Raw genomic sequence first — 16,266 nt, forward strand, 5'->3', positions numbered from 1 at the left:
GCTCACCCACGCACCCTCTCCCCCGCGGGGATGCCCTCCTCCGGGCTCGCCGCTTCCGCCTCTGCGAGGGCCAGAGCCTGGTAGGCGTGGAAGAGCCGGGAGCAGAAGTCGTCCCACCGCAGACATATGTCCATGGTCCTGCGGTTCATCTCGAAGAGATGGGGAACGGAGAGCAGTTCCTCTATCTCCGCTGAGAGCCCTCTCACCGTCTGTGCATCGGCTCCCCTGAGGACGTCGGCCACGAACTCCTGCGCCGGGTACCACTCCGCCACCCGCTGGAAGTCCCGGTGCATCTGGGTGAGGAGGACGTTGCGCGGCCCCTCCCAGAGCTCGTTGACCAGGCCGTCCCGGAGCATGCGGGGGAAGATGGAAAAATCCTCCATGACTCCGTGGCCCCCGAAGATGCTTATCCCCTTGCGGGCATAATCGTTGGCGTCCTGGGCCACGGTTATCTTCTGAAGCATGACCAGCTGCCTCACCCGGAACCGCTTCTTCTTTATCTCCAGCGGTTCGGGAGTGGTGAGGCCCGGGGCCAGGCCGCCGGGCAGGGCGATGAAATCCCCGTAGAGCTTGAAACTCCCGGCGATGGTGCGCCTGGTGCACCTCTCGTACTCTTCCATCTGCGCGGCCACCATGGGGAAAGCCTTGAGGGGAAGCCCGAAGGCGGTGCGGAACTCGGCGTACTTCTTGCCCTCCCGCAGGCCACGCGCCATTCCCGCCCCGCCCCCTATCCCCACCACCAGGCGGGAGAGGGTGAGCACGATACCCACCACCACGGCCACGCCACGGTCCAGGGGTCCGGCCGGGTAGGCCAGGGCGCCGTTGAAGGTGATCTCCGCCGTGGGGAGTTCCACTGTTCCCATCTTCCACTTCAGGCGGTCTATGGTGTAGCCGTTGCGTCGCTCCCTCTCCTTATCCAGCCACATGGGGACCACGAAACATCCCACCCTCTCCGAGCCGCGCGGCTTGGCGGTGACCACGGCATAATCGGCGTGGGCGGCCGAGCAGAAGAACTTGTTGCCGTAGATCCGCCACTCCCCCTTCTCCTCCACCGCCTCCACCAGGTTGGCGGGGACGTCGGAGCCCCCCTGGATCTCGGAGACGAACTGCGCCCCCAGGGCGTAGTCGCCGTCTATCCCCTCCTTGGCGTGCTGCAATATCCTCCTGGTTTCCGGCCTGTCGGCATATTTTTCCAGCAGGGCCACCAGCCCCCAGGTGCAGGTCAGGGGGCAGACCACGCCCGCTTCTGAGTTCTCGCTCAGGAGGAAGAACTTGATGAAACGGGTCCAGGGGGAGGTGGAATCGGAGAACAGGCGCTCTGCCAGTATCTCCCTCTCCATCACCTCCACCTCGTAAGGCCTCACGATGCGGTCCACACGGTTCTTATGCCCATCGTAGTGCATCAGGTATGGCCTTTTCTCGGGGCTGGCAATGCGCTCCGCGAAGTCGCGCCAGCGGAAGGACGCTTTGCGGGAGAATTCCCTCGCCTCCCGGTCGACCTCCTCGGCCTCGGGACCTGCGAAGACGGCAACCATCCTCTGCAGGAAGGGGTCGTCGGCGTAATAGTCGATCTTTCTGCGCCACTCGAGATAGGGATTGAAATCGTAAGGGTTGTTACGGTCCGGGAGAGACATACCGCCACCTCCTTTAAAATCCGGCTTTCCCACAGCATTCCGGGCAGTCGCCAAAGGCGCATCGGCGGCTATTTTCCGGGAGAGGCGCGCCGCCCCCCGCCTCCCGTCTTCCGTCCGCCGCCGGGTCGTCCTCCTGCAGGCGGTCCTTAAACCCGGCGCTATTCATGCCACGGAGGGAAAAGACCTCTTCCCAACACCTGCCGCTCCCCGGCTCCAGGAGTTCCGACTTGTCCGGAACGCAAATATCTGAGGCGGAAACGCAGCCACTTCCTCTTCTCCCCAACGACTTCTCCCCAGAAGTCAGTCGCCATAAACTTAAAGTTAACTTTAACTTTAATTTATAGGATGAACGCCGAGCGGCGTCAACCATGCACACGTGAGACTCGGGTCGCGTTTTCGCGAAGACAACGGTGCCCCGGAAAAGGGTTGACGAGGCGACGCCGAAATGTGCTTCCCCGCCCCGAAACCGTTCTTTGTTTCCTCCCGTATGCATGAAACGCGGATGCATCTCGGGGCGGATCGCTCCGACAACGAATCGAGCAAAGCGGCCTCCCAACCGAGCGAGGCAAAAGGAGAGGGCAAGACGATCCCATGGTCACTACTTCGCCGTGAGGCCGCTTTCCGGCCTTCCCGCCCATAGAAGTGTCTTGGACGAGCGGAGTCCGCGGACCCGATACGACGCCGACGACACGTGGTTCCGAGGCGTCGTTGCAAGCGGAGGGGAGTTCGGCCCACCGAAAGGTCGAAAGCGGGTCTCAGGCCCAGTGGCGTGCCCGCTCCACGGCGCGCTTCCATCCGGCGTAAAGCTCCTGCCGGGTCCGAGGGTCCATCGAAGGCCGGAATACCCTCTCCACCTTCCTGGTGCTGATGATGTCGTCCGGGTACCTCCAGATGCCCGCCGCCATCCCCGCCAGGTAAGCGGCCCCCACTGCGGTGGCTTCCAGCATCTCCGGGCGTTCCACCTCCACGTCCAGGATGTCGGCCAGGAACTGCAGGAGGAAGTCGTTGCGGGAGGCCCCGCCGTCGGCCTTCAACCCCCTCACCTTGATGCCGGAATCTTTCTCCATGGCCTCGATGACGTCTCGGCACTGGTAGGCTATGGACTCCAGGGTGGCCCGCACCACCTGTTCCCTGGTGGTGGCCCGCGTGAGGCCTATCACCGTCCCCCGGGCATAGGGATCCCAGTAGGGGGCGGTGAGGCCGGTGAAGGCGGGCACTACGTACACTCCCCCGCAATCGGAGCAGGATCGGGCCAGCTCCTCGGATTCCGAGGCCTCCCTGATCACCTGCAGGTTGTCACGGAGCCACTGCACGGAGGAGCCCGCGCTGGAGATGATCCCCTCGATCATATAGGTGGTCCTCCCCCCTATCTTCCAGGCGATGAGGGGGGTCAGCTTGTGGATGGAGCCCATGGGCTCCTCGCCGGTGTTCATGTCGATGAAGGAACCGGTCCCGTTGGTGCACTTCACGCTGCCCGGCTCGAAACAGGCCTCGCCGAACAGGGCCGCCTGCTGGTCGGCGACCACGCTGCGTATGGGGACGGGCTCCCCGAGGACCTCGGTGACCCCGAAATCCCCGCTGGTCTCCCTGATCTCCGGGAGCACCAACCCGCCGGGAAGCCCGAAGGGTTTGAGGAGCAGGGTGCTCCAGCGCATACCGAAGGGGTCGTACATCCCCGTGGCGCTGACGTTGGAATAGTCGGTGGCGTGCACCTTTCCCCCGGTATACTTCCATACCAGCCAGGTGTCCACGGTGCCGAAGAGGAGGTCGCCGGAGGCGGCTTTGGCCGCCGCCCCCTCCACGTTGTCCAGTATCCAGCGGGCATGGGCCGAGGACTGCGCGGGAGTGACCGTGAAGTGCGCCGCAGTGATGAGCAGTTTGCCCAGGCGGTTGCGGCGCAGGCCTTCGCTGGCGACGGCTATCCTCTGGTATATGTTTCCAAGTACATGCAGGGCGCGGAACATGGGGCTCCGGTTTATCCTCTCGCAGGCGTCCGACATGCGGGTATCCTGCCAGGTTATGGCGTTGTACACCGGTTCCCCGCTATGTCGGTCCCAGAGGAGGCTGGTGGCTCTCTGGGTGGCGATGCCCATGGCCGCTATGCGGGAGGGGGGGATGCCCGTCTCCCGGAGGGCCTCGCGTGTCACCTCCAGGCACCTCTCGTAGATGACCAGGGGATCCTGTTCCGTCCACCCGGGCCGGGGAAATATCTGGGGAATCTCCGCGTAGGACTCGTGCACCACCCTCGCCCGGCTGTCGAAGATCACCGCCCGCGTGCCCGTCGTGCCCACGTCGTTGACCAGGATGTACTTCTCCTCCATGTCCCCCCCTCTCCACGGTCTTCGTTCCGCCATCAAATTATATTCCCAACGGCGCAGCCTTTTAGATTCGCAACCCGGCCGAGAGGGCCCCCTCGGCGTCGCACACCGGCGGAAAATGTGCCCATGGCCTTGCCTCCCGACGCCAGTTCCCGTCCATCCGACTCTTTATTTAACGTAAAGAGCCCGGGTTTCCTTTTCCCCTCCCCTCCCTCTATTTCAACGTAGTTCATACTTCAGGTGAGCGCGGGCCCGACCGGAGCCAACGATGCTGCGAAAAGCCGTGTCAGCCTATGCCTGCGCATCCCACGGTGTGCAACCTCGCACGCAACGGCGTTGCGAGACCTTCCGGTCATGAACCCCTCAAGGTACGAGGCCCACGGCCACGTGTCCTCCCGCCCACTTCCCCCCGTAGTTGAAGTACATGGGCCGCTCGGCGGCCAGGGGGGAGTTGCTCTTGAGGAGGATGGCGACCTCCTTCCCCTTCCCCACCTCGGAGTTCACGGAGAGGGTGCGGCGGGTCCTGGGAGGGACTTCCAGGGAGCGCTCCTTGGTGCTCCCGTCCCCGAAGCAGTAGGTGATCTCCACCTGCGCCGTCTTCTCGGTGTCCGGGTTGAAGAGGCACAGCCACTCCTCGAAGCCAGGGCCCGTGTAGCCCTCGGCGAAGAGGAAGGAGGAGGCGGGCTGGGGCAGGCCCACGGCCACGTGTCCTCCCGCCCACTTCCCCCCGTAGTTGAAGTACATGGGCCGCTCGGCGGCCAGGGGGGAGTTGCTCTTGAGGAGGATGGCGACCTCCTTCCCCTTCCCCACCTCGGAGTTCACGGAGAGGGTGCGGCGGGTCCTGGGAGGGACTTCCAGGGAGCGCTCCTTGGTGCTCCCGTCCCCGAAGCAGTAGGTGATCTCCACCTGCGCCGTCTTCTCGGTGTCCGGGTTGAAGAGGCACAGCCACTCCTCGAAGCCAGGGCCCGTGTAGCCCTCGGCGAAGAGGAAGGAGGAGGCGGGCTGGGGCAGAGGCTCTGGTTCACCTTCATCGATCTCCAGTATCAATGGGTCCTTCCCCACCTGGAGCCCCGCAATGACCAGCCTTCCCTGCCCGTCCCACGAGGTATCCGTCACCGGGATCCTCTCCCCGGTGAGGTTATTCACGCGGTAAGCGGACCGCAGGCCGGAGTCGTTGACGGTCACCACCGCGGTATCCGGAGAGTCGTCGGACTTCCATATCCCTAGGGCCAGGCTGCCGTCGGGGCGGCGGAAGGGATGGACTTCCAGGGTGGAGGGCTCTCCGCAGGTCACGGAGACGGCCTGCGGGTCCTCCGACACGGAGGCACCGAAGACCTCCTCGAAGGTGCGGTAATAACCGAAAGACGGCTTGCGCCGGAAGGAATGGTCCAGAAGGCCGTAACAATCCCAGGGTTTGGTAAGGTCGTCCCGGAGGCTGTACCAGATGACGCGCTCCACGTCCGTCCCCGCGTAGTTGATCATGGTGCGCAGTAGGTAAGCGGCCTGGGTGGCCTCGTCCACCCCGGGCGGGGAATCGGCGCAGGTGCTCCATCCTACCTCGGTGATCCATATCCCGAGGTCCTTGGAGGTATGCTGGGATATGACCAAGTGGACGAAGTCCACCAGCGCGCGGCACAGCCACTCCTTGGGGCGGTAGAGGTCCTCCTCCGGCTGCCCCTCCACCCCGATGGTCTCCGCGTAAGGATGATAGGCCACGGCATCAACGTACGCGGCGGCCCCTCCGGCCAGGCACTGGTTCAGGTAATCGTAGCCCAGGCCGGCCATCCCTCCCATGACCACCCTCGCCCCGGGGTCCACGGACCTGATCTCCTGCGAGGCGGCGGCAAGGAGTTCCAGATATTTACCCACGTCGGGTTGGGGCATCCAGAACTGGGGTATGTTCTCCTCGTTCCATATCTCCCAGGCGTCAACGCCACCTCGATAACGCCCGCAGACGGTGCGCACGTAATTCCTCCAGGACTGAAGGTCGGTAGGGGGGTAATTCCAGGGGTTCCCGCCGTTGGCCCAGGGCGGGGAGGTGCCCAGAATGCCCAGCACCTCGATCCCCCTCTCCGACGCCTCGGCCACCAGGGCATCGCCGCCGGCGAAGTTCCACTCACCCGGCATGGGCTCCAGGTCCGCCCAGGCGAAATCGCAGCGCAGCCAGGCGCCCCCGGCTTGCGCCAGGGCGTCCAGCTCTCCGGCCATGTCCTGCGCCCCGTACAGTTTTATGTGGCTCGAGGCGACTCCGAACTTCGCGCCCAGGCCGAGCGGGACGGCCGCCGTCCCGCTATATGCGGCGGCCGTCTTCATGCTCCGCGCCAGTGGCGGGCAAAGCAGAGACAGGAAGAGCGGAAGGCAAACCAGGAGGATGATCGATCCGTGAAACTTTCTTCCCCGCCGGCGAGGATGCCGCTTGCCAGACCGCCCGGGGTAAAAAGCGCCGCGGAAGCCAAGCCTTCCTCCGTGCGCCAGGAGCTGTTCCCCGCTCCTCGCCGGGACAGGTCCGCCCGTGGTGGTCCTCAGGCCGGCCATCCGCCCCTTCCCCTCTCATCTCCCCGGGACGAAAAGATCTCCGATACCATCCCACCACGTCCTCATCTAAACAGGTATATCGGCATACACCAACTCAGGATTTATTCGGGATCACCAGCACGAGGTATGGACCTTCTTCCACCCCGAGGAGGAAGGGGAAACCGCTGCCCTCACCGCGCGACGCGGCGCGCGATGATCCCGATCCCCGTTCAAGGCGTGGGCAATCCCCGGCGCAGGAAAAGCGGGCCGGAAGACCCGCTGAGAAAAATTCGCCACCGGTGTATGGTCTCGGCCGTTGCGGTGGCACGGGCTCCCGGGCCGGAGGACTCCACGCCCCTGCGGCCTGCGGCCGCCCTCCTCGTTTGGTCCCGGATCACTCCGGACCGTTCCTCTCGCCCTCAGATCTCGCCCAGGGACTTGCGGACCAGCTCGATGAGGTGGAAGTTCTCCAGGCCCGCGGCACCGGCCATCTTGCGCAGGTTGAGCACGCAGAGGGGACAGAGGTAGGCCATGGCCTGGGCGCCATGCTCCACGGCATCCCTCACGTTTCGTTCCTTTATCTCCATGGCCTTCTCGCGGTCCCGGGGCATCATGGGAGACCCGCAGCAGAGGGCGAACTTGCGGTCGAATTGCCTGGAAACCCTTTCCACCCCTATGAGCTCCAAGAGCTCGTCCAGCCACTCGTCCTTCCACGGGGTGTAACGCGATGCGCAGGGCTGCTGGTAGGCCACCCTGATCCCCAGGGGTCTTACTTCCGACCGGTGTCCGCGCACGTAATCCAGCAAGTACTCGATGATGTGCACCGGCTTGAAGGGCACCTCTATCCCGTAGTCCTTAACCATGGCGGCCAGCAGGGCGTAGCAGTCGTCGTGGTAGAGGACGACCTCGGAAGCTCCCGTCTGGGCCAGGTCCTCGGCCAAGTTCTTCACCACCTTCCCGGCGCCCTCGCGTACCGGCGAATGGTACCCCAGGTGCACCCACCCCACGTTGCAGAAGTAACGTCCACCCTTGAGGAAGGTGCAGCCCTCGAAGAGCCGTCCCTCGAAGAGCCCGGGAACCAGGTCTCCCACGCTGCACAGGGAGACGACCGGACGGCCGGCCTTCCCCTCGACGACCTGGCTGGGAGCGTCAGGTAAATTACGGAAGAGTTGGAGGTTCTGTTCTGGTATCCGGAGCACCCCGGTCTCCTCCTGCCGCTCCAGGATGAGGTCGAAGGGGTTGGCCCCCTTTTCGCAGAACCAGTTGCACGCCACGCATGTCACGCACCGGCTCACAATCTCCGGGGTTTTGCCCTCCATAAGGCGGCGGAATTGCTCGACGGACTGCTCGCGGTCGTAGTCGACATAGGGACAGAGGAAAACACAGTCCCCGCACAGGTCACACCGCTCTTTCCTGAACATCTCTTCCTCCTTGCCTCGCTGAACCGCCGCCCGCGCTCAATAATCAACCCTATGCTCATATCCTGGCGCACGGACCTATCCTATCACAACTTACCTCAGGTAAACGGCATAAGGTATTTCTTAATCCTCCTCGGATAGATGCTTCGATGCTCTCTACAAGGACCCTTCCCCATCTGCATTCGCCAAGTTGAGGGACAAGGATTGCGACGTGAGGCATGGGGTTCCCGCCGTCAGGATGTATGCCCCCGCGGCGTCTTCCTGGCCGTTCCCGGCCACAGGGACCGGAGGCGTCATGCCGCTTACCCAGAAAATGGGCATCGCTCCCGCCTCCGAGAACCCCACGGTGGGGCTTGGGGCGCCGCGGGGTGCCTAAAAGGCCGGATAAGGGTCTCGGCAAGAAGGAGGCTCGCGCCCGTTCATCCCCTTTCCCGTGGCCGCGTACGCCGCTGAGCCCATTCCCTTTCCCGGTAACTCAGTATGCCGCCTTGCCAGGCCCGCTCCGTCCCTACCGTCACGCAGTCCCCGGAATTCAAGACCGCCTTCATCCCCCGGGTCCAAGGCCGTGCCGCCACAGTACGCGCCGTTTAACGCCGGCTGGCTTTGGGTATCTATACTTGTACTCGGATGTCACGTATGGTGCGGCGGGAGAGGCCGCTGCGCCGGAACCGAGGGGAGGCAGCGGTACACTGTCGCCGCAAAGGGGTTGCCGCGTGCGAGGATCGATTGGGGCGGCCCAGCGGGAGGTGGCCTGGAGGTTCGAGGGAGAACGCCGTGGGCGACGTATAGACATTATTGGGCAGGGGAGGAAGGCGTCAGGGGTACCGGGAGGTGCCGCGGTTCCCGGAGGCGGCGCGACTCACATAAGGCCAACCGGGGGACGCTAAGAGAAGAGGCGCTAAGAGAAGGGGGAAGAAGGGGAGAAGGGCAAGGTCTTACCGGTGATTTGTTCCGTTTTGCAAGGAATCCATATATAATAATAAAACGATCGCATTGGTCTGGGCGACAAGGCTTTCCAAGGGCGCAAAGAGGTTGTTCCGGAAAAGACGAAGGAGGGAGAAGCATGGCGCTGACCTACGGCACGGAGGAGTGGGAGAAGGCTTACCTCGAACTGGTAAAGGAGAGGCAAGCCACTCAGTCCAAACCCTACATCATGGGCACGCCGGAATGGGTGGCCCAGTACGAGGAGCTGGTGCAGAACGACGCGGAATACAAGGAGGCGGCCAAGGACTGGGAGGGGTCGGTGGTCATCAAGATCCTGGCCAAGCCGGAGATCGGCCTGGACGACGACCTCTACATGTTCATGGACCTCTGGCATGGGGATTGCCGCTTCATCCGCATCGTCCCTCCAGAGGTGGGGGAATCCGGAGACTACGTCATCACCGGTGAATACGAGCGCTGGAAGTCGGTGATGGCCAAGGAGCTGGACACGGTCAAGGCCATGATGCAGGGCAAGTTGAAGCTGAAGGGTGACCTCCCCTCCATCGTGCGCGCGGTGAAGGCGGCCAGCCGGCTGGTGGACCTCTCCGCATCCACCAACCCTCGCTTCCCCGACGAGCTGAGCCCTGAGGAGATCGAGGACCTGCGCAAGCTCCTGCGGGAAGCCAAGGAGAAGTTCGGCATCTGACGCTCGAGGCCCCCGGAACCGCGCCTTCGGGTCAGCAATCCGGGGAAAGAATTTGAAGCATGGGTTCCCGGGACAAGTGGCCGGGAACCCATAAATTAGCCGGGAGACAGCCACCGGCCGCGAGAGCAACTCGCCCACCGGCGGGAAGGCCTCCCGGCCACGAGAACGGAACCTTGGAAGCAGGGCGGAAAAACCGGTAGGAGGTGGTTTACGTGGCTTATGATACCGACCTTTCCTTCATCTACAAGAACTACACCAGGATAATCTTCGGCATCAACTCGGTGAAGGACGTGGGGGCGGAGGTGGACTACCTCAAGTGCTCCCGCGCCTTCATCGTCACCGACAAGGGGGTGGAGGCCGCCGGGCTGGTGGAGAAGGTGCAGAAGGCCCTGGGGAGCCGCTTCGTGGGCATGTACGACGAGTGCCCCCAGGATTCCGGCTACCACATCGCCAACCAGGCGGCGGAGATGGCTCGCGAGGCAGGGGCCGACTGCCTGGTGAGCGTGGGAGGGGGAAGCGTCATCGACACCGCGAAAGGGATGGCCATCCTGCTCAAGGAAGGCGGCAGGCTGGAGGACTATTCCGGTTTCCAGTTGCTGACCCGGCCCCAGACCCCACACATCGCCATCCCCACCACGGCGGGAACGGGGAGCGAAGTCACCTACGCCTTCGTCCTCAAGGACTACGAGAAGAACCAGAAACTGCTCTACGGGGACGACTACATCATCCCCAACACGGCCATCCTGGACCCGGTGATGACCCAGACCCTTCCCCCCATGCTCACCGCCACCACGGGCATGGATGCCCTGACCCACGCCATCGAGGCCATCCACGCCCTGCAGGCGGAGCCCATCTCCGACACCATGGCCTTCGGCGCCATCCGCCTCATAATGCAGTACTTGCCCCGCTGCGTGGAGAACGGGGACGACCTGGTGGCCCGCGGGCAACAGCAGATAGCGGCCACCATGGCCGGGGTGGCCTTCTCCAACGCGCAGGTGGGCCTGGTGCACGCCATGGCCCACAGCATCGGCGCGCTCTGCGGGGTGCCCCACGGGCTGGCCAACAGCATCCTCCTGCCTTACGTGATGAAGTACAACATGGACGAGTGCCCGGACCGCTACGCCTTCGTGGCCGAGGCCATGGGCGTCAAGGAGAAGGGTATGAGCGACGAGGAAGCGGCGGAGGCGGCCATCAACGCCGTCTGGGAGCTGACCAAGCGCATGGGGGTACCCCAGAAGCTGCGTGAGGTGGGAGTCACCGAGGACGTCCTCCCCCAGGCGGCGGACATGTCTCTGAGCGACGGGTCGCTGGTCTATAACCCCAAGATGATCTTCGAGGCCGAGCAGGTTCTGGAGGTCTACAAGGAAGCCTTTTAGGCCTCTCGGGTATGGGGCTTAAAAGTCCGGGGTGGGCTCGAGGCAGGCGAGTCCCGGACAGCGCATTCGAGGAAGGAGACGTCTGCCGTAAGCGCGGGATCGTTAAGAGCTCTCATGTCGAAAGGAGGTAAAATGGCCGAGATCAGCCTGGGACCGGGAGCCGAGGAGGTCCCCCTGGCGGGGATGCTCGCGGAGATGCTCAAGTCCAACCTGGAAAAGCCGGAGAAGAAGCGTGATTTCGAGAAGTTGAAGGCCAAGGTGCTCATCCACGCCGTCGACGCCGAGGCCAAGATAACCATGGACTTCGACCGCGGGAAGCTGACCGTGTACGGGGGCGAGGCTGGGAAACCGGACATCGCCATCGCCACCGATTCCACCACCCTCCTAGAGCTGGCCAACCTGAAGATAAAGTACGGGCTGCCCTGGTACTTCGACGAGACGGGCATGGGGGTGGTCAAGAAACTCCTCAAGGGGGACCTGAAGATAAAGGGCATGTTCGCCCACCTGGGAGCCCTGACCAGGCTCACCAAGATCATGTCCCTCAGTTGAGATAAGCTGGTCGTCACCGGGGAACATGCCTCCCAACAGACGATTCGTTCCTCGAGGAAAGTGGTCGATAACGGTTCCCGCTGACGGGATGGGGGGCCCTGAAGTCGCATTCTAGGCCGGAAAGAGGTGATACGCATGATCTTCGGAAACATGGGCAAAGGTGTGGAGGTGGACCTGACCTCGGGGACGGTCACCGAGTTCGAGATCCCGGAGGATATATACCGGGATTATATAGGCGGGACCGGCCTGGCGGCCAAGCTCCTTTACGACCGGGGCAACCTGGAGGCGGAGCCCCTCGACCCGGACAACCTGCTCATCTTCGCCACCGGCCCCCTTACCGGGATAGGCTTCTCGGGCTCCAGCCGCCTTTCCGTGGGTTCGCGCTCGCCCCTCACCGGGATATGGGGACAGGCCTCCTGCGGGGGCAATTTCGGCCCCGAACTGAAACGCTGCGGCTATGACGCCCTCGTCCTGAAGGGGAGGGCGGAAAAGCCTGTCTACCTGATTATGGGCGACGATTCCGTGGAGATCGCCTCCGCCGAGGACCTCTGGGGTAAGGACACCTACGAGACCACGGACATCCTCAAGGAGAGGCACGGCAAGCAGGCCAAGGTCCTTGCCGTGGGGCAGGCGGCGGAGAACCTCATCCCCTTCGCCGGGATCGTCAACGACAAGGGGCATCACTTCGGCCGCACGGGCATGGGCGCAGTCATGGGCTCCAAGAAGGTCAAGGCCGTGGTGGCCCAGGGGACCAAGAAGATGGAATACAAGGACCCGGAGAAAGTCAAGGCCATGCAAGAGGAGCACCGGGAACTGGTCAAGAACAGCATCTTCTGCGGGGCCCTCTCCGCCTTCGGCACGGGGGCCAACATGGAGGCCAAGATGTACGAGGGGGATGTCCCCACCCGCAACTGGGGACGCGGCCTCTGGGAGGAAGGGGCAGAGAAACTGTCCGGCATCGCTCTGGCGGACAACTTCATCGTGGACCACGGGAGCTGCCGGGGGTGCGCCGTGCGCTGCAAGCCGGTGGTGGAGGTCAAGGAGGGGCCCTACGCCATGGGGCCCGGCCCGGGACCGGAATACGAGACCCAGGCCTCCTTCGGGACCCTGATCATGAACGACAACCTGGCCGCCCTGTGCAAGATAAACGACTACTGCAACCGGGTGGGCATGGACACCATCACCTGCGGGGCCACCATAGCCTGGGCCATGGACTGCTACGAGGCGGGAATACTCAAACCGGAGGACTACGAGGGCATCAAATTGGAGTGGGGGGACGTGGACACGGTCATCGACCTCCTCCCCAAGATCGTTAACCGGGAGGGGAAGCTGGGTGCCCTCCTGGCTAAGGGTTCCCGCAAGGCGGCGGAGGAGGTGGGAGGCGGCGCGGAGGCCTACCTCACCGACTCCAAGGGCCTGGAGGCCCCCATGCACGACCCGCGCTGCAATTGGGGGGACGGGCTGGCCTACGCCGTCTCCATCCGCGGGGCATGCCACGTATCCAACCTCACCTTCCTCCTGGAATGGGGGGCCATCGAGTACCCGGAGATCGGGCTGGACAAGAACTACCAGCCCCAGTCCGCGGAATACAAGGCGGAGGCCGTGGCCCTCACCGCCGACCTGGGGTGCATCATGAACTCCGCCTGCTGGTGCGAGTTCCCGGGGACCATCTACTCCGTGACCCAGTGGGCGGAGCTCTTCGACGCCGTGGCCGGCTACGGTTGGGACTACCGAAAGATGATGGAGGCCGGAGCCAGGGTGTGGTTCCTGCAGCGCTGCCTGGGCCACATCTGGGGGGCCACGGGAGCCGACGACCGTATCGGCCAGAGGATAATGACCCCGGTGGAGGACGGGGGCATAGCCGGCTCCGTCCCGGACATGGAGACCATGCTGCGGGAGTTCTACGAATACCGCGGGATGACCCCCGAGGGGATGCCCACCCGGGAGACCCTGGAGAAGTACGGCCTGGGCTACCTCGCCGACCGCCTGGGCCTCTGAGGGAGAGCGGAGAAGGACCTCGCCCTCCGCGGCCGCCCGCAAGGTCCCGGCCGCTGAGCGGGTAGAGTTCCTGCCCTCAGTGCATTTCCCTCAATCTTCCAGGCAGTGGGATACGGCGGCGACATTCACGGCAGGCAATGGCGACATTCACGGCAGGTAGGGGGATGCTCGGAGAAACGACGGCGTAAAGCCGACGGCAAGGAAAATCTTGGGGGAGCGGGCGGCAAACCCGCTCCCCCGTGTTCGGTGTCGAAACGACACAGAGGTGCCGGAAACCGTCCGGACCGCCGGAAAAGCGAGTCTTCGACGCTCGATCGCGCGGCGAAGGCGAGGGAAACCTCGGGAAAAGCGATCACCGGAGGCAGGACCGTTTCCGATTCCGCGACCAGCGCTTATCTCTTGAGGGAGCATCCTTGCAGGCCGCGGGAGAAACGGGTTCGCGCGCCGATAAAGAGAGAAGATGACCTTCGCGCCGGAAACGAAGGCGACCGATCCTCTTCGGAAGAGGAAAACGATGCGGCCATGCCACTCATCCGCACCCTTCCGGCCGGAAAACACAGCCTCCGCCTCATTCGTACAAGGAATGCCCATCCCCTTCGGAGAAAGGCGACAGCTTCAGGGGAAAGGCGAAATCTCCCACAACAAGAAATGGGCTGGCCCCGGGCACGAATCAGGGACTCGGAATGAACGGCGAGAACTCGTCTCATCCTTTCAAGACAAACGAATCAACGGAACGAAAAACCCGGATGACGCGAGGCTCGAAAAGTACTAATATATTAACGGTCGCTTAATATTATGGAGGCGAGTTCGCCCGACTCTATTCTCTCGGGCGACCACCGCGGTAAAGAGCGCGTGGGAAAACGGTCGGCATGCCGTCTGAGCGAAGGGGCGGGAGAACCGGTACCGCCCACCGGCGGTTTTCGGTAAAGGATGAGGTCCGATCACGGATATTCGGTTCATGTCCTCAAAAATACCACCAGATCAGGCGCCGGCAGACTGGACCTCGGAGGAGGTGATGGATGTCCGAACCAGAGACGCACTATGATCCACAGCCGGGACGACCAAGGGAGGTGAGGTAATGTCCGACTGGAAGAAGGACGTGGAAGTCCTGGTCCACCAGGGGAAGATAAGCGTCCCCTACTCGTGGACGGTAGGGAGCACCCTCAGCCGCTGGTACTGCGAGTTGCGCGACAACGGAAAGATCTGGGCCAACCGTTGCCCCGGTTGCGGGACGGTATTCGTCCCCCCCAAGCCCAAGTGCATCCACTGCTATCAGGAACCCCACGACTGGGTGGAGCTTCCGGGAACCGGGACCGTGGAGAGCTACACCGTCGTGCGCTACGAGGAGCCCAAACTACATCCGCGCAAGGCGCCCTTCGTCTACGGACTCATCAAGATGGACGGTGCCGATACCTGCCTGCTCCACTTCATCGACGAGATAGAACCGGAGAAGGTAAAGGTGGGTATGCGCGTGGAGGCCGTGCTCGCGGAGGAGCGCGAGGGGAACATCCTGGACATCAAGCACTTCCGTCCCCTGGGCTGAGGTAAGGTGGTGATATATATGGAAAAAGTTGCCATCATTGGAGTGGCCCAGAGCAAGTACGAGCAGAACAAGCCGGAGACCTTTGCCGAGATGGTCTACGACGTCACCCGGCGGGCCCTGGAGGACGCGGGCATCACCAAGGACGAGGTGGACAACGTGGTCTCCATCTCCAGCGACTTCTGGGACGGGCGCACCATATCCAGCATGGCCATCCAGGACAGCGCCTGCGCCTACGGCAAGGACATCACCACCGTGGAGGGTGACGGGACTTTCGGCTGCCTCTACGGGATGATGCGCATCCTCTCCGGGAGCTTCGGGGTGACCATCGTGGTGGCCCACCACAAGGGGACGGAGAGCAACATGAACGGCATCACCAACTGCGCCTTCGATCCTCTGGTGGAGAGGAAGCTGGGCATCGACGCCGTCTCCTCCGCCGCCCTGCAGGCCCGCCGCTACATGACCAAGTACGCCCTCCGCGAGGAGCAGTTCGCCCTGGTGTCGGTGAAGAACCACGGGAACGCCATGCGCAACCCCCTGGCCCTCTTCCCCATGGAGATCACCGTGGAGGACGTGATGAACTCCCGCCGCATCGCCGACCCCCTCAAGCTCCTGGACTGCTCCCCGGTGACCGACGGGGCGGCGGCGCTGGTGCTGGCCGCGGAGAGGCAGGCCAAGAAGCTCTCCACGCGCAAGAAGCGCGTCTGGCTCCTGGGCGTGGGGCACTGCACCGACGCCTACAGGCTGGGGGACCGCGATCTGGCGGACACCCGGGCCCTGAAGGCGGCCGCCAAACGCGCCTATTCCATGGCCGGCATCGTCGACCCTCTCAAGGAGATAGACGTGGCCGAGGTCTACGACGCCTTCTCCTACATGGAGCCCCTCTGGCTGGAGGGCCTGGGCTTCTGCGACGACGGCAAGGGCTGCGAGTACCTGGAGCGCGGCTACTTCAATTTCGACGGCCGGCTCCCGGTCAACCCCTCAGGCGGCCGGCTCTCCGCCAACCCCGTGCAGGTGGCCGGGCTGGCCGAGCTGGCGGAGTGCGTGCTGCAGATCCGCGGGGAGGCCGGGGACCGGCAGGTGGGCGAGGTGAACGTCGCCCTGGCCCACGGCATCAACGGCATGTGCGGCCAGTCCCACTGCGTTTGGATCCTGGGCAGATGAGGAGGTGACGCGCCATGGGTAAAAGAGTCGGGATCATCGGGGTAGGACAGACCCACCACGCCGCCAAGCGCCTGGACGCCTCCGGGGTGGAGCTCATCGCCGAGGCCGTCACCCGCGCCCTGGACGAC

The 16,266-nt window shown here is 63.8% G+C and carries 10 protein-coding genes; 6 read left to right on the top strand and 4 right to left on the bottom strand.

From position 1 onward, the window contains the following. Positions 1–2: 2 nt before the first annotated feature. From H7007_RS03280 to H7007_RS03295, 4 genes are all read right to left on the bottom strand, one after another. Complete coding sequence (locus tag H7007_RS03280; protein WP_287153065.1) at positions 3–1,634, bottom strand: acyl-CoA dehydrogenase family protein; 1,632 nt, start codon at positions 1,632–1,634, stop codon at positions 3–5. Between the two features lie 755 nt (positions 1,635–2,389). Beyond that, complete coding sequence (locus H7007_RS03285; RefSeq protein WP_287153066.1) at positions 2,390–3,955, bottom strand: FGGY family carbohydrate kinase; 1,566 nt, start codon at positions 3,953–3,955, stop codon at positions 2,390–2,392. Between the two features lie 360 nt (positions 3,956–4,315). Continuing rightward, positions 4,316–6,265 (bottom strand): GH39 family glycosyl hydrolase, encoded by a 1,950-nt coding sequence (locus H7007_RS03290; RefSeq protein ID WP_287153067.1) that lies wholly within the window; start codon positions 6,263–6,265, stop codon positions 4,316–4,318. Positions 6,266–6,885: 620 nt separating this feature from the next. Further along, a complete protein-coding gene (locus H7007_RS03295; RefSeq protein WP_287153068.1) occupies positions 6,886–7,887 on the bottom strand; it encodes a heterodisulfide reductase-related iron-sulfur binding cluster in 1,002 nt (333 codons plus the stop codon). Positions 7,888–8,947: 1,060 nt separating this feature from the next. On the opposite strand from H7007_RS03295, the gene H7007_RS03300 reads away from it, so the two are divergent. The 6 genes from H7007_RS03300 (at position 8,948) to H7007_RS03325 (ending at position 16,138) form a co-directional block, all read left to right on the top strand. Then, positions 8,948–9,511 carry an SCP2 sterol-binding domain-containing protein gene (locus tag H7007_RS03300; RefSeq protein WP_287153069.1) on the top strand — a complete coding sequence of 188 codons (564 nt, stop codon included), beginning with the start codon at positions 8,948–8,950 and terminating at the stop codon, positions 9,509–9,511. A gap of 212 nt (positions 9,512–9,723) precedes the next feature. After that, a complete protein-coding gene (locus H7007_RS03305; RefSeq protein ID WP_287153070.1) occupies positions 9,724–10,887 on the top strand; it encodes an iron-containing alcohol dehydrogenase in 1,164 nt (387 codons plus the stop codon). A gap of 132 nt (positions 10,888–11,019) precedes the next feature. Continuing rightward, entirely contained in the window at positions 11,020–11,436 is a 417-nt protein-coding gene (locus tag H7007_RS03310) for an SCP2 sterol-binding domain-containing protein (protein ID WP_287153071.1), read from the top strand. Between the two features lie 135 nt (positions 11,437–11,571). Next, complete coding sequence (locus H7007_RS03315; RefSeq protein WP_287153072.1) at positions 11,572–13,434, top strand: aldehyde ferredoxin oxidoreductase family protein; 1,863 nt, start codon at positions 11,572–11,574, stop codon at positions 13,432–13,434. A gap of 1,078 nt (positions 13,435–14,512) precedes the next feature. After that, entirely contained in the window at positions 14,513–14,977 is a 465-nt protein-coding gene (locus H7007_RS03320) for a Zn-ribbon domain-containing OB-fold protein (RefSeq protein ID WP_287153073.1), read from the top strand. An 18-nt stretch (positions 14,978–14,995) separates the two neighbouring features. After that, a complete protein-coding gene (locus tag H7007_RS03325; protein WP_287153074.1) occupies positions 14,996–16,138 on the top strand; it encodes a thiolase family protein in 1,143 nt (380 codons plus the stop codon). The last annotated feature ends 128 nt before the right edge of the window (positions 16,139–16,266 follow it).

Source organism: Candidatus Solincola tengchongensis, from assembly GCF_015711935.1.
Classification (GTDB): domain Bacteria; phylum Actinomycetota; class Geothermincolia; order Geothermincolales; family RBG-13-55-18; genus Solincola_A; species Solincola_A tengchongensis.